Source organism: Pseudomonas sp. NPDC087690, assembly GCF_044743175.1.
GTDB lineage: Bacteria > Pseudomonadota > Gammaproteobacteria > Pseudomonadales > Pseudomonadaceae > Aquipseudomonas.
The window spans coordinates 411,526-425,570 of sequence record NZ_JBIUVX010000002.1; the positions used below are offsets into that span (position 1 = coordinate 411,526).

12 protein-coding genes are annotated in these 14,045 nt (G+C 60.2%); 11 read left to right on the forward strand and 1 reads right to left on the reverse strand.

Features of this window, described 5'->3' with window-relative positions:
* Positions 1 to 41: 41 nt before the first annotated feature.
* Positions 42 to 962 carry a MurR/RpiR family transcriptional regulator gene (locus tag ACIPIZ_RS05975; RefSeq protein ID WP_064389381.1) on the reverse strand — a complete coding sequence of 307 codons (921 nt, stop codon included), beginning with the start codon at positions 960 to 962 and terminating at the stop codon, positions 42 to 44.
* 310 nt (positions 963 to 1,272) lie between these two features.
* Between ACIPIZ_RS05975 and iolC the strand changes: the two genes are divergently transcribed.
* The 11 genes from iolC to ACIPIZ_RS06030 all read left to right on the forward strand — a co-directional run bounded on the left by iolC (position 1,273) and on the right by ACIPIZ_RS06030 (position 14,041).
* Positions 1,273 to 3,210 (forward strand): 5-dehydro-2-deoxygluconokinase, encoded by a 1,938-nt coding sequence (gene iolC / locus ACIPIZ_RS05980; protein ID WP_105704962.1) that lies wholly within the window; start codon positions 1,273 to 1,275, stop codon positions 3,208 to 3,210.
* Between the two features lie 157 nt (positions 3,211 to 3,367).
* A complete protein-coding gene (gene iolE, locus ACIPIZ_RS05985; protein WP_105704963.1) occupies positions 3,368 to 4,258 on the forward strand; it encodes a myo-inosose-2 dehydratase in 891 nt (296 codons plus the stop codon).
* Positions 4,258 to 5,067, forward strand: a complete 810-nt coding sequence (gene iolB, locus ACIPIZ_RS05990) for a 5-deoxy-glucuronate isomerase (protein WP_064389384.1) — start codon at positions 4,258 to 4,260, stop codon at positions 5,065 to 5,067. The genes iolE and iolB overlap by 1 nt, the downstream gene beginning before the upstream one ends.
* A 30-nt stretch (positions 5,068 to 5,097) precedes the next feature.
* Positions 5,098 to 6,600, forward strand: coding sequence for a CoA-acylating methylmalonate-semialdehyde dehydrogenase (locus ACIPIZ_RS05995; RefSeq protein ID WP_236431827.1), 1,503 nt, complete (start codon positions 5,098 to 5,100; stop codon positions 6,598 to 6,600).
* Positions 6,601 to 6,625: 25 nt separating this feature from the next.
* Positions 6,626 to 7,447: a TIM barrel protein gene (locus ACIPIZ_RS06000; RefSeq protein ID WP_122854219.1), complete on the forward strand. Its 822-nt coding sequence runs from the start codon at positions 6,626 to 6,628 to the stop codon at positions 7,445 to 7,447.
* Positions 7,448 to 7,574: 127 nt separating this feature from the next.
* Positions 7,575 to 9,506 carry a 3D-(3,5/4)-trihydroxycyclohexane-1,2-dione acylhydrolase (decyclizing) gene (gene iolD / locus ACIPIZ_RS06005; protein WP_401164537.1) on the forward strand — a complete coding sequence of 644 codons (1,932 nt, stop codon included), beginning with the start codon at positions 7,575 to 7,577 and terminating at the stop codon, positions 9,504 to 9,506.
* Positions 9,507 to 9,546: 40 nt separating this feature from the next.
* Positions 9,547 to 10,557: a Gfo/Idh/MocA family protein gene (locus ACIPIZ_RS06010; RefSeq protein WP_064389388.1), complete on the forward strand. Its 1,011-nt coding sequence runs from the start codon at positions 9,547 to 9,549 to the stop codon at positions 10,555 to 10,557.
* Positions 10,558 to 10,682: 125 nt separating this feature from the next.
* Entirely contained in the window at positions 10,683 to 11,543 is an 861-nt protein-coding gene (locus ACIPIZ_RS06015; protein WP_064389389.1) for a sugar phosphate isomerase/epimerase family protein, read from the forward strand.
* A 151-nt stretch (positions 11,544 to 11,694) separates the two neighbouring features.
* Positions 11,695 to 12,747, forward strand: coding sequence for a Gfo/Idh/MocA family oxidoreductase (locus ACIPIZ_RS06020; RefSeq protein WP_064389390.1), 1,053 nt, complete (start codon positions 11,695 to 11,697; stop codon positions 12,745 to 12,747).
* A 144-nt stretch (positions 12,748 to 12,891) separates the two neighbouring features.
* The gene (locus ACIPIZ_RS06025; RefSeq protein ID WP_163024178.1) at positions 12,892 to 13,062 is read left to right on the forward strand and encodes a hypothetical protein; all 171 of its coding nucleotides are present in this window, start codon (positions 12,892 to 12,894) and stop codon (positions 13,060 to 13,062) included.
* 52 nt (positions 13,063 to 13,114) lie between these two features.
* Positions 13,115 to 14,041 (forward strand): sugar ABC transporter substrate-binding protein, encoded by a 927-nt coding sequence (locus ACIPIZ_RS06030; RefSeq protein WP_064389391.1) that lies wholly within the window; start codon positions 13,115 to 13,117, stop codon positions 14,039 to 14,041.
* Positions 14,042 to 14,045: the final 4 nt, after the last annotated feature.

Below are 14,045 nucleotides of genomic sequence, written 5' to 3' on the forward strand. Positions count from 1 at the left end.
CCGGTGGGGAAGGCATAACCTAGCCGAGCTTGAAGGAATTGTCAGTCGTCGAAGCCGACCTGTTCGTGAATTTCGTCGACCTTGAGTTCCAGGCGATAGGCGACGGCGATGAACAGCGCCTGGCACAGGCACAACGTCGCGCTCAGCGAGCGGAAGGCGAACGAGCTGCCTTCGTTGACCAGCAACACGGTGTTCGCGCGTTTGGCCAGTGGCGAGAGGTTGCTGTCGGTGAGGATCAGGGTTTTCGCCTGATGGTGCTGGGCGATGCGCAGGCAGTGTTGGGTTTCCTTGGCGTACGGGGTGAAGCTGATCGCGATGACCAGATCGTTGGCGCGCACGCTGCGCATCTGTTCGCGGTAGCTGCCGCCGAGGCCGGAAACCAGATGGATGCGCTTGTTGGTGTGTTGCAGGTTGTAGACCAGGTAGTCGGCGACGGCGAAGGAACGGCGCACGCCAACCACGTAGATATTGTCGGCGTTGACGACGAGGTCGACGGCTTTGTCGAAGGCGGCGTCGTCGAGCTCCTGGCCCAGGCGTTCGATGCCGGAGAGGGTGGCGTCGATGCATTCACGGGCGAGGTCGCCGCCGCTGGCCTTCTGCGACTTGTTGGCGATCATGCTGCGGATGCGTTGCTGGTAGTTCTGCACCGGCGTGGCTTTGTGCGTGTAGGCCTCGCGGAACAAGGCCTGCATTTCGCTGAAACCGCTGAAGCCGAAGCGCTGCGAGAAACGCACGATGGCCGACGGGTGCACTTCGCACTCGCGGGCGATGTCGCTGATGCGATCGACCATGATCCGGTCGCTCTGCTGGCTCATGTAGCTGGCGATGCGTTTGAGCTGGCGCGGCAGGGCTTCGTATTCTTCGGTGATCAGTTGCAGCAGGCGCTCGGCATTGATCGGGGGGCTGGCGAGGTCGCGCTCGGAGGTTTGCTCGTCGGTAGCCGGCTGATCGGTGCGGGACATAAAGAATCCTTCTGGCTTGTTCTTATAGGGCTGACGAATCGGTCAGCCCCTGACAATAGGTGGGCTGTGCGCAGTCTACAGGGTAGGCCGGAATAAAATCTGCGGCATGCAATCGGCGCTCACGCTGCTGAATCGATGCACTGGGGCTGGAACGGTCGTACAAAAGTTTATTGGAAAAAATATTCCACGTAAAAATTATTTGGAATATTTATTGATTGTTCGGTTCCAGTCGTTTTAGTCTGCATCCACCAAGAGTGTTCGGCACGACCACCGTCCCGAACGCAGGCTGATAAAAATAACAGGAGCCAGCATGGGCCAGACTCGTTTTGCCAGTGGGCGTCAATTGGATCTGATTTGCCTGGGGCGCCTTGGCGTCGATCTCTATGCGCAGCAAGTCGGCGCGCGGCTGGAGGACGTTTCCAGTTTCGCCAAATACCTCGGCGGCTCCTCCGCCAATATCGCCTTCGGCACTGCGCGGCTGGGCCTCAAGTCGGCGATGTTGAGCCGGGTCGGCGACGATCACATGGGCCGTTTCCTGCTCGAATCGCTGGCCCGCGAGGGTTGCGACGTCAGCGGCATCAAGGTCGATCCGGAACGTCTGACCGCTATGGTCCTGCTCGGTCTCAAGGACCGCGAAACCTTTCCGTTGGTGTTCTACCGCGAGAACTGCGCCGACATGGCGTTGCGCACCGAAGACATCAGCGAAGCCTTTATCGCCTCTAGCAAAGCCTTGCTGATCACCGGCACGCATTTCTCCACCGATGGCGTCTACAAAGCGAGCATCCAGGCCCTGGAGTACGCCGAGAAGCACGACGTCAAACGCATTCTCGACATCGACTATCGGCCGGTGCTGTGGGGTTTGGCCGGTAAGGCGGACGGCGAAACCCGTTTCGTCGCCGATCAGAACGTCAGCCAGCATGTGCAGAAAATCCTCCCGCGTTTTGACCTGATCGTCGGTACTGAAGAGGAGTTTCTGATTGCCGGTGGTTCGGAGGATTTGCTCACCGCGTTGCGCAATGTGCGGCGCGTCAGTGCGGCGACATTGGTGGTCAAACTCGGTCCGCAGGGCTGCACGGTGATTCACGGGGTGATTCCGGTGCGTCTTGAAGACGGCGCGATTTTCCCCGGCGTGCGTGTTGAAGTGCTTAACGTGTTGGGTGCTGGCGATGCGTTCATGTCGGGGTTCCTCGCCGGTTGGCTGGAGGACGCCAGCGATGAGCGCTGCTGCCAGCTCGCCAATGCCTGCGGCGGTCTGGTGGTGTCGCGGCATGCCTGTGCACCGGCAATGCCGACCCGCGCCGAACTCGATTATCTGTTCAACAGCACGGTACCGATTACCCGGCCGGATCAAGACGTCACCCTGCAGCGTTTGCATCAGGTCAGCGTGCCACGCAAACAGTGGAAGCAGCTGTTCATTTTTGCCTTCGATCATCGCGGGCAACTGGTGGAACTGGCGCACAAGGGCGGGCGCGATCTCGACGCGATCTGCCAGCTCAAACAACTGTTCATTCAGGCCGTGGAGCGCGTCGAAGCCGATTTGCGCGAGCAGGGCATCGAGGCCGACGTCGGGCTGCTGGCCGATCAGCGTTTCGGTCAGGACTCGCTGAACGCCGCCACCGGGCGTGGCTGGTGGGTGGCGCGCCCGGTGGAAGTGCAGGGTTCGCGGCCGCTGGCGTTCGAACATGGGCGCTCGGTGGGCAGCAATCTGATTGCCTGGCCACAGGAGCAGATCATCAAGTGTCTGGTGCAGTTTCACCCGGACGATGAACCGCTGCTGCGCCTGGAGCAGGAGGCGCAGATCAAGGGTTTGTATCAGGCGTCGCTGGTCAGCGGGCATGAGTTGCTGCTGGAGATTATTCCGCCGAAGGATCTGCCGTCGGCGCATCCGGAGGTTTTGTATCGCGCGCTGAAACGTCTCTACAACCTCGGGATTTATCCGGCGTGGTGGAAGATCGAGGCGCAAAGTGCCGAGGAATGGCAACAGCTCGATGAGTTGATTCAGGAGCGTGATCCGTACTGCCGTGGCGTGGTGTTGCTGGGGCTGAATGCGCCGACGGCGGAGTTGGCAACCGGGTTTCAGCAGGCGCGCCAGAGCCGGACCTGTCGCGGGTTCGCCGTGGGCCGGACGATTTTTCAGGAACCGAGCCGCGCGTGGATGGCCGGCGAGATCGACGATGAAACACTGATCAGGCAGGTGCAGGGCACGTTTGTCGAATTGATCGAGGCGTGGCGCTCATCGCGCAGCTAAGCATTCACACCGAATCCTGTAGGAGTGAGCCTGCTCGCGATAGCTGCGTCAGGTAACCCTGAATTGAATGTGCCACCGCTATCGCGAGCAGGCTCACTTCTACATGGGAGCGGTGGTGGTCTTAATGATTGATGTAAAAACAATAAAAGGTGCAGCCATGCCCGCTATCCGAATTGGCATCAACCCGATCTCCTGGAGCAACGACGACTTGCCGTCCCTCGGTGGCGAGACGCCGCTGAGCACCGCGCTGAGCGAAGGCAAGGAGATCGGCTACGAAGGTTTTGAGCTCAACGGCAAGTTTCCCAAGGATGCCAAAGGCGTCGCTGACGTGCTGCGGCCTTACGATCTGGCGTTGGTCTCCGGCTGGTATTCCAGTCGTCTGGCGCGGCGTTCGGTGGCCGAGGAAATCGACGCCATCGGCGGCCACGTCGAGCTGCTGGCGAAGAATGGCGCCAAGGTGCTGGTCTACGGCGAGGTCGCTGACTCGATTCAAGGCCAGCGCATTGCCTTGGTCGAACGCCCGCGTTTTCACACCGAACAAGCGTGGCAGGCATACGCCGACAAGCTCACTGAGCTGGCGCGTTTCACCCTGTCGCAGGGTGTGCGTCTGGCGTATCACCACCACATGGGGGCCTATGTGGAATCGCCGTCGGACATCGACAAGTTGATGGCGCTGACCGGCAGCGAAGTCGGCCTGCTGTTCGACTCGGGGCACTGCTACATGGGCGGCGGCGAGCCGTTGCAGGTGCTGCGTAAACACATCGAACGCATCTGCCACGTGCATTTCAAGGACGTGCGCAAACCGGTGGTGCAACTCGCGCGCAATAACCTCTGGAGTTTCCCCGACTGCATCATCAACGGCACTTTCACCGTGCCGGGCGATGGCGATATCGATTTCGGCGCGTTGCTCGATGTGCTGCTGGCCGCCGATTACCACGGTTGGCTGGTGGTCGAGGCCGAGCAGGATCCCGCCGTGGCGCCGAGTTATGTCTACGCGAAAAAAGGCTTCGACACCTTGCGTGCGCTGCTCGATGAGAGGAGCCGCTGATGAGCCTTCTGGTCAAGAGTAACGGCCGTGGCCGGACAGTGGTCGAGTTGGCCAAGGGTGAACTGGAATATGTCGGGTTCGCCGCGTATCGCTTGAGTCTCGGCGAAACCTTGCCGGTCGCTGCTGGCGATAAGGAGTTGTGTCTGGTGCTGCTCAGCGGCCGTATCAGCCTCAAGGGCGAAGCGCCGGGGCAGGGTGCGTTCGACTGGGACAACCTCGGCGATCGGCAATCGGTGTTTGAAGACAAATCTCCGTTTGCCGCGTATTTGCCGCCCGGCAGTCAGGCGCAGGTGACGGCACTCAGCGACGTGCAAATCGCCGTATGTGCCGCGCCCGGTTCGCCGGACAAGGGTTTCGGCCCACGGCTGATCAAGCCCGACAACATGAAGCGCAGTGTGCGTGGCAAAGGCGCGAACACCCGTTACGTCTGCGACATCCTGCCGGACACCGAGCCTGCGCATTCGCTGTTGGTGGTGGAGGTGCGCACGCCGTCCGGGCATTCCTCGAGCTACCCGCCGCACAAGCACGACACTGACGATCTGCCGCACCAGAGCTTTCTCGAAGAAACCTATTACCACCAGATCAATCCGCCGCAGGGCTTTGTGTTCCAGCGCGTGTACACCGACGACCGCAGCATCGATCAGGCCATGGCCGTGGAAAACAGCGACCTGGTCGTGGTGCCCAAGGGGTATCACCCGGTCAGCGTGCCGTATGGCTACGAGTCTTATTACCTGAACGTGATGGCCGGGCCGAAACGGGTCTGGCAGTTCCATAACGATCCTCAGCACAGTTGGCTGCTCGACCTCTGAATTCCAGCACTTGCACGGAGAACAACAACAATGAGCGACACCCCGGTTTTAGGCCATTACATCCACGGCCAGGTGCAGGACAGCGGCAGCGAACGCTTCAGCAATGTGTTCAACCCGGCCACCGGTGCGGTGCAGGCGCGGGTCGGGCTGGCCACTGAAAAAACCGTCGACGAGGCAGTGGCCTCGGCGCTGCAAGCGTTCCCGGCGTGGTCGGAGCAATCGTCGCTGCGCCGCTCGCGAGTAATGTTCAAGTTCAAGGAACTGCTCGACCGGCACCACAACGAACTGGCAGAAATCATCAGCCGCGAACACGGCAAGGTGCTGTCCGACGCAAAGGGTGAAGTGACCCGTGGTATCGAGATCGTCGAGTACGCCTGTGGCGCGCCGAACCTGCTGAAAACCGATTTCAGCGACAACATCGGTGGCGGCATCGACAACTGGAACCTGCGTCAGCCACTCGGTGTGTGCGCCGGGGTGACGCCGTTCAACTTCCCGGTGATGGTGCCGCTGTGGATGATCCCGCTGGCGCTGGTCACCGGCAATTGCTTCATCCTCAAACCGTCGGAGCGCGACCCGTCGGCAAGTCTGCTGATGGCGCGATTGCTCACGGAGGCCGGTTTGCCCGACGGCGTGTTCAACGTCGTGCAGGGCGACAAAGTCGCGGTGGACGCTTTGCTGCAACACCCGGACATCGAGGCGATCTCGTTTGTCGGTTCGACACCGATTGCCGAATACATCCACCAGCAAGCGACCGCGCGCGGCAAACGTGTGCAGGCGCTGGGTGGGGCGAAGAACCACATGATCGTCATGCCCGATGCCGATCTCGATCAAGCCGCAGACGCTTTGATCGGCGCGGCTTACGGCTCGGCGGGCGAGCGTTGCATGGCGATTTCGGTTGCCGTCGCGGTGGGCGATGTCGGCGATCAGTTGATCGCCAAACTGCTGCCACGCATCGATCAACTGAAAGTCGGCAACGGTCTGCAGGGCGACAGCGACATGGGGCCGTTGGTGACGGCTGAGCATAAGGCCAAGGTCGAAGGTTTTATCGACGCAGGCGTGGCGCAAGGTGCGCAATTGATAGTCGATGGGCGCAACTTTAAGGTGCCGGGCGCGGAGGAGGGTTTCTTCGTCGGGGCGACGCTGTTCGATAACGTCACTACCGAGATGAGCATCTACCGGCAAGAGATTTTCGGCCCGGTGCTGGGCATTGTTCGCGTGCCCGATTTTGCCAGTGCCGTGGCGTTGATCAATGCCCATGAGTTCGGCAACGGCGTGTCCTGCTTTACCAGTGACGGCGGCATTGCCCGGGCATTTGCGCGCACGATCAAGGTCGGCATGGTCGGGATCAATGTGCCGATTCCGGTGCCGATGGCGTGGCACTCGTTCGGCGGCTGGAAGCGCTCGCTGTTTGGCGATCATCACGCTTATGGCGAGGAAGGCATTCGTTTTTACAGCCGCTACAAAAGCGTGATGCAGCGCTGGCCCGACAGCATCGCCAAAGGCCCTGAATTCAGCATGCCCACCGCCAAATAACGTCTTTCTGCGGAGAACCACTGTCATGAGCAAACCCCTGCGTTTCGCCCTGAACCGTATGGTCGCCCCACGCCTGTCGCTGCCGGCATTCATTGAACTGGCGGTGACCCTGAAAGCCGACGCCATCGAGATTCGCAACGACCTCAAGGGTGTCGAAATCGAAGACGGCACTGCGCCTGAGCAAGTGCGTGAATTGTGCGCGGCGAAAGGCATCAGCGTGCTGTCGATCAATGCGCTGTATCCCTTTGATGTGTGGAACGACCAGCGTCGCGCGCAAGCCTTGAAGCTCGCCGCGTATGCCCGCGATTGCGGCGCGCAGGGCCTGGTCATGTGCCCACTGAATGATCGTGCCGACGCTCGCAGCCAGGCCGAACGCGCGGCGGGTTTGCGCACCGCGTTGTCTGAGCTGGCACCGATGCTGCGCGATCACGGCATCCTCGGTTTCATCGAACCGCTGGGTTTCGAAGAGTGCTCGCTGCGCCGTAAATACACGGCAGTGGAGGCGATCAAGGCTGTGGGCGGCCTGGATGTATTCCGCTTGGTGCATGACACCTTCCACCATCATTTGGCCAGGGAGCAGGAGTTCTTCCCCGAGCTGACCGGGCTGGTGCATATCTCCGGCGTCGAAGAGGCCGACGCCCCGCTCAATAGCATTCGTGATGGTCATCGCGTGCTGGTGGGCGAGGGCGACATTCTGGGGAATGCCGCGCAGATCGAGCAACTGCTCGCCAGTGGCTACGACGGCTACCTGTCATTCGAGCCATTCGCCGACAGCGTGCATGGCCTGACGGATATCCGCCAAGCCATCGGCGCCAGCATGGCTCACCTGCAAAATTCTCTGACCTGACAAATCCCCCTGTAGGAGCTGCCGAAGGCTGCGATCTTCTGATTTTGTTTTGGAAGATCAAGATCAGAAGATCGCAGCCTTCGGCAGCTCCTACAGGGGGCGAGGTGTACTTTTTGAAGGATCGGTTATGACCACAACAAGATTGACCATGGCTCAGGCCCTGGTGAAATTCCTCGATAACCAGTACATCGAGGTCGATGGCGTAGAAAGCAAATTCGTCGCCGGGATTTTCACTATTTTTGGTCACGGCAACGTGCTGGGCCTCGGCCAGGCACTGGAGCAGGACAGCGGTGACTTGATCGTCCATCAGGGCCGCAACGAGCAGGGCATGGCGCATGCCGCCATCGGTTTCGCCAAGCAGCACCTGCGTCGCAAGATCTACGCCTGTTCCTCTTCGGTCGGCCCCGGTGCGGCCAACATGATTACCGCTGCCGCCACGGCCACTGCCAACCGTATCCCCTTGCTGTTGTTGCCCGGCGATGTCTACGCCTGCCGACAACCCGACCCGGTGCTGCAACAGATCGAGCAGTTCCACGACTTGAGCATCAGCACCAACGATGCCTTCAAAGCCGTGAGCAAATACTGGGACCGCATCAACCGCCCCGAGCAGTTGATGACGGCGGCGATCCACGCCATGCGCGTGCTCACCGATCCTGCCGAAACCGGCGCGGTGACGCTGGCCTTGCCGCAAGACGTGCAAGCCGAAGCCTACGACTACCCTGATTATTTCCTGCAAAAACGCGTGCATCGCATCGAGCGTCGTCCGGCCACCGAAGCGATGCTCGGCGATGCGCTGGCGCTGTTCAAAGGCAAGCGCAAACCGTTGATCATCTGTGGCGGCGGAGTGCGTTACTCCGGGGCCAATGCGGCGTTGCAGGCGTTTGCCGAACGCTTCGACATTCCTTTTGCAGAAACCCAGGCCGGCAAGAGTGCGGTGGTCTCCAGCCATCCGCTGAACGTTGGCGGCATCGGTGAAACCGGCTGTCTGGCGGCGAATCTGCTGGCCAGAGAGGCCGATCTGATCATTGGTATCGGCACCCGTTACAGCGATTTCACCACGGCGTCGAAGTCGTTGTTTCAGCATCCGGAGGTGAAGTTTCTCAACCTCAATATCAGCCCCTGCGATGCGCTGAAACTCGACGGTGTGCAGTTGCTTGCCGACGCCAAAAACGGCATGCAGGCGTTGTCGCAAGCACTGGGTGAATACCGTTCGAGCTGGGGCGAGCAACCGCGTCAGGCCAAGGCGCAACTGGATGAGGAGGTCGATCGGATTTATCAGGTCGACTACCAGGCCAAGGATTTCGTCCCGGAAATCAACGACCACATGGATCCGGCGGTCTTGCGTGAATTTATCGAGCTGACCGGGTCGTGCCTGACCCAAAGCCGCGTGCTCGGCGTACTCAATGAGACTCTGGCCGACGACGCCGTGATCGTTGCCGCCGCCGGCAGCCTGCCCGGCGATTTGCAGCGCAGTTGGCGCAGCAAGGGCGTCAACACCTATCACGTCGAATACGGCTATTCCTGCATGGGTTACGAAGTCAACGCCGCGCTGGGCGTGAAGCTCGCCGAACCTGAACGCGAGGTCTACGCACTGGTCGGTGACGGCTCCTACATGATGCTGCACTCGGAGCTGGCGACCTCGATTCAGGAGCGGCGCAAGATCAACGTCGTGCTGCTGGACAACATGACTTTCGGTTGCATCAACAACCTGCAAATGGAACACGGCATGGACAGCTTCGGCACCGAGTTCCGTTTCCGCAATCCCGAGACCGGCAAGCTCGACGGTGGTTTTGTGCCGGTGGATTTCGCCATGAGCGCGGCGGCTTACGGCTGCAAGACCTACAAGGTCAATAGCGTCGAAGAGCTGCAAGCGGCGCTGGCCGATGCGCGCTTGCAGACGGTGTCGACGCTGATCGATATCAAGGTGCTGCCGAAGACGATGATCCACAAATACCTGTCGTGGTGGCGGGTCGGTGTGGCGCAGGTGTCGACCAGTGCGCGCACCGATGCGGTGGCCAAGACCCTCAATGAACGACTGGCCAAGGCCCGTCAGTACTGATTGCCCCTGAATCCAGGAATAATTTCGCAGGAGAGTGTCCATGACTTTGAAGATTGGCGTTATCGGTACCGGGGCCATCGGCCAGGATCACATCCGTCGTTGCAGCCAGACTTTGCTCAACAGTCAGGTCGTCGCTGTCACCGACATCAATTTGCAGCAAGCGGCGAAAGTCGTTGCCGATCTGAAACTGACCGCCGAGGTCTATCCCGACGGCCATGCGCTGATCAGGGCGCCAGAGGTCGAGGCGATCCTCGTCACGTCCTGGGGGCCGAGTCACGAAGAGTTTGTGCTGGCAGCGATTGCCGCCGGCAAACCGGTGTTTTGCGAGAAGCCGCTGGCGGTGACTGCCGCCGGCTGCCGCAAGATCGTCGAAGCCGAGGTCGCCCACGGCAAGCGTCTGGTGCAGGTCGGTTTCATGCGGCCGTACGATGAAGGCTATCGCGCGCTCAAAGCGGTGATCGACAGCGGCCAGATCGGTGAACCACTGATGCTGCACTGCGCGCACCGTAACCCGAGCGTGGGCGAAAACTACAAGACCGACATGGCGATCACCGACACGTTGATCCACGAACTGGATGTGCTGCGCTGGTTGCTCGACGACGATTACGTGTCGGTGCAAGTGGTGTTCCCGCGCAAATCGAGTAAAGCACTGGCGCATTTGAAAGACCCGCAAATCGTCCTGCTGGAAACCGCCAAGGGCACGCGTATCGACGTCGAAGTTTTCGTTAATTGCCAGTACGGCTACGACATTCAGTGCGAGGTGGTGGGCGAAACCGGCATCGCCAGGCTGCCCGAGCCGCAACAGGTGCAAATGCGCAGCGGCGCGAAGCTGTCGAACGCGATTCTGATGGACTGGAAGGATCGCTTCATTGGCGCCTACGACGTTGAGTTGCAGGCCTTCATCGACAGCGTGCGCGCCGGGCAGGTCGGTGGCCCGTCGGCGTGGGATGGCTTCGCCGCAGCGGTCGCGGCGGATGCGTGCATCGAAGCGCAAAACAACGGGCAGATCGTCAAAGTCACCCTGCCAGAACGGCCACGTTTCTACGGATAACCCCAATCTAATCGTGGGAGCGGGCTTGCTCGCGAAAGCGGTGTGTCAGTCGGCATTAGTGTTGGATGTGCCATCGCATTCGCGAGCAAGCCCGCTCCCACAGGGATTGTGTGAAGGAGGAAGTAATGCGCATCGCACTGGATCCTTACATGTACCGCAATCTGTCCTTGGGCAAGATGGTCGACAAGGTCGCCGAGCTCGGTTACGAACACATCGAGCTGTCCCCCCGGGAAGATTTTCTGCCGTTCTACAAGGCGCCGCGTGTCGACAAGGCGCGCATCAAGGAGTTTCGCAAAGCCCTGAGCGACACCGGGGTCAAACTCTCTTCGTTATTACCGATGTACCACTGGGCTGCCGCCGACGAAGGCTTGCGCGTGGCCGCCGTGCGCAACTGGAAACGCGCGATTCAGATTGCCGTGGCGATGGATTGCGAGCTGGTCAACACGGAATTCACCGGTCAATCGGATAACCCGCTGGTGTGCGAAAACCAGTTCATGCGTTCAATGGACGAGTTGATCCCCGAGTTCGAACGCGAGGGCATCAAACTGGATATCCAGGCGCATCCGTATGACTTCTGTGAGCGTAACAACGAGTCGGTGGACATCATTCGCGGGCTGGACTGCGACTGGATCAACTACCTCTATGCCGCGCCACACACGTTTTTCTATGACGACGGCGTCGGTGACATTGCCTCGATGCTCAAGTACGCGGGTTCGAAACTCAGCCACCTGATCATCGCCGACACCTACAACCACAAGGCCTCGTCGGGATTGCGCTACATCGTCAATCCGCCGGGCGTCACCGCCACCGTGCACCAGCATCTGGACATCGGTCAGGGCGAAGTCGACTGGGCAGCTTTTTTCGGCACGTTGCGCGAGATCAAGTTCGACGGCATCGCCACAGTCTCGGTGTTCGCCTGGGAAGACCGGCCGGACGAATCCAACCGGATGATGCTGGAGCGGGTTAAAAGCGAACTTTGCCGCTGAGGCCGCACCTATCCCGGTGTAGGAGCTGCCGAAGGCTGCGATCTTTTGACGTTGATTTTTAAGAATCAAAAGCAAGATCAACAGATCGCAGCCTTCGGCAGCTCCTACACAGGGTTCGTTTCGATCCATAACAATAAGAAGGAGTCGAATCATGCGTATCGGACTTGTCGGTTACGGCCATGGCGGTCGCTTTTTTCATGCACCGCTGCTCAGCAGTCTGCCCGGTGCGACCTTTGTCGGTGTGGTCACGCGCTCTGCCGAACGCCAGCAGTTGCTCGCCACTGAGTATCCCGGCGTGCCAGCCTTCGACAGCATTGGCCAACTGGTCGAGGCGGGCGTGGATGTGCTGGTGATTTCCACGCCGCTCAAGGGCCGGCCGGCGCTGGTACTCGATGGCCTTGAGCACGGGGTGATGGTAGTCAGCGACAAACCTTTCGCCGCCGATGCGCAACAGGCGCAGACCTTGATCACCATGGCCGAGCGCCAGGGTGTGCGGCTCAGCGTTTATCAGAACCGTCGCTGGGATTCCGATTTCCTTACGGTGCGCAAACTCATCGAATCCGGTGCGTTGGGGCAGGTCACCCGCTTCGAGTCGCGGGTCGAACGCTACTCGCCGCCATCGGTGAACAACGGCAGCGGCGGAGGTTTTCTGCGCGATCTCGGCAGTCACCTGGTGGATCAGGCGCTGCTGCTGTTCGGCCCGGTCAGCCGGGTGTACGGCGAGCTGGATCACCTGGAAAAAGAGCAGGCCTACGACAGCGGTTTCTTCGTCTCGCTGACCCACGCCAGCGGGGTGATCTCGCACTTGGGCGGCAGTTGCCTGCAAAACAGCCCCGGCCCGCGCTTTCGCGTCACCGGCACGCAGGGTTGCTACAGCGTCGATGGCCTCGACGGTCAGGAGGCTCAGGCGTTGGCCGGGCTTTCGCCGAGATCGGCGGGCGAACGCTGGGGTGTCGAGGAGCATCGCCGGTGGGGCTGGTTCGAACAGGGCGAGATTCGCGAGCGAGTGCCATCGGAGCGCGGCTGCTGGAATCAGTTCTATCTGCAGCTACAAACCGCGTTACACAGCGGCGGCCCATTGCCCGTGGAGGCGCGTGATGCACTGGCAACCACCCGTGTTCTGGACGCGGCACGGCTGAGTGCCGAGCGTGGCCAAGTGGTCGATTTGCAGGCGTTCGGAGCGCCTGGAGCAAATTTAGAATAAAATTCTAAAATGAGTTGAATTGGAATTAAATTTCCAATAATGTCGTTTCCAGGTTGCCGACTATCAACGTCCAGCCTCGCTCAAGCCAGGCTTGAACGAGGGCAGGGCGAACCAAAAACAAGAAACAAAAGCCAGGTACCGTCGATGAAAACCTTTAACGCTGCTTCGCCTGTTTCACGCCTCGCGCTCCACCTCTTTCGCGATCTGCCTCGCGCCTCGTTGCATTTCTTCGTTCGCCTGCTCTGCGTCGAGCGCAACGGCGCCCTGGTCTGCTGCATCCCCGGCGCCCCGATCGTCCGTTTGCCCGTTCACTGAAATCGTCCCGCCTCATCCATAAAACCAACAAGAATGTGGAGAAAGACCTTTCATGAAGACCCCGATCCGTTTCACCGCACTGGCCCTGTCCCTGATGTTCGCCAGCGGCGTGGCATTGGCCGACATGCGCATCGGCGTAAGCATGTCGCAGTTCGATGACACCTGGCTGACGTACCTGCGCGAATCCATGGACAGCAAGGCCAAGTCCTACCCCGATGGCGTCAAGCTGCAATTCGAAGACGCGCGCAGCGACGTGGTCAAGCAGTTGAGCCAGGTCGAAAGCTTCATCAGTCAGAAAGTCGATGCCATTGTCGTCAATCCGGTGGATACCGCAGCGACCCGCAAAATCACCGAAGCCGCCGTGAAGGCAGGCATCCCGCTGGTCTACGTCAACCGCCGTCCCGATGATCTGAAGCTGCCCAAGGGCGTGGTCACGGTTGCCTCCAACGATCTTGAAGCCGGCGAAATGCAGATGCAGTACCTCGCCGACAAAATGGGCGGCAAGGGCGAAATCGTCATCCTGCTGGGTGACCTCGCCAACAACTCCACGACCAATCGCACCAAGGGCGTGAAAGAGGTACTGGCGAAATATCCGCAGATCAAGGTTGAGCAGGAACAGACCGGTATCTGGCTGCGCGATAAAGGCATGACGCTGGTCAATGACTGGCTGACCCAGGGCCGCAAGTTCGACGCGGTGGTCTCCAACAACGACGAAATGGCCATTGGCGCCGCCATGGCCCTGCAGCAGGCCGGGGTGGACAAGGGCAGCGTGCTGATCGCCGGTGTCGACGGTACGCCCGACGGTTTGAACGCCATCAAGAAAGGCAGCATGGCCGTTTCGGTGTTCCAGGACGCCAAAGGCCAGGCTGACGGTTCCATCGACACTGCCGTGAAAATGGCGAAAAACGAAGCGGTGGAGCAGAACGTCTGGGTGCCGTATCGCCTGATCACTCCGGAAAACGTCGACACCTTCAAATAGTCCG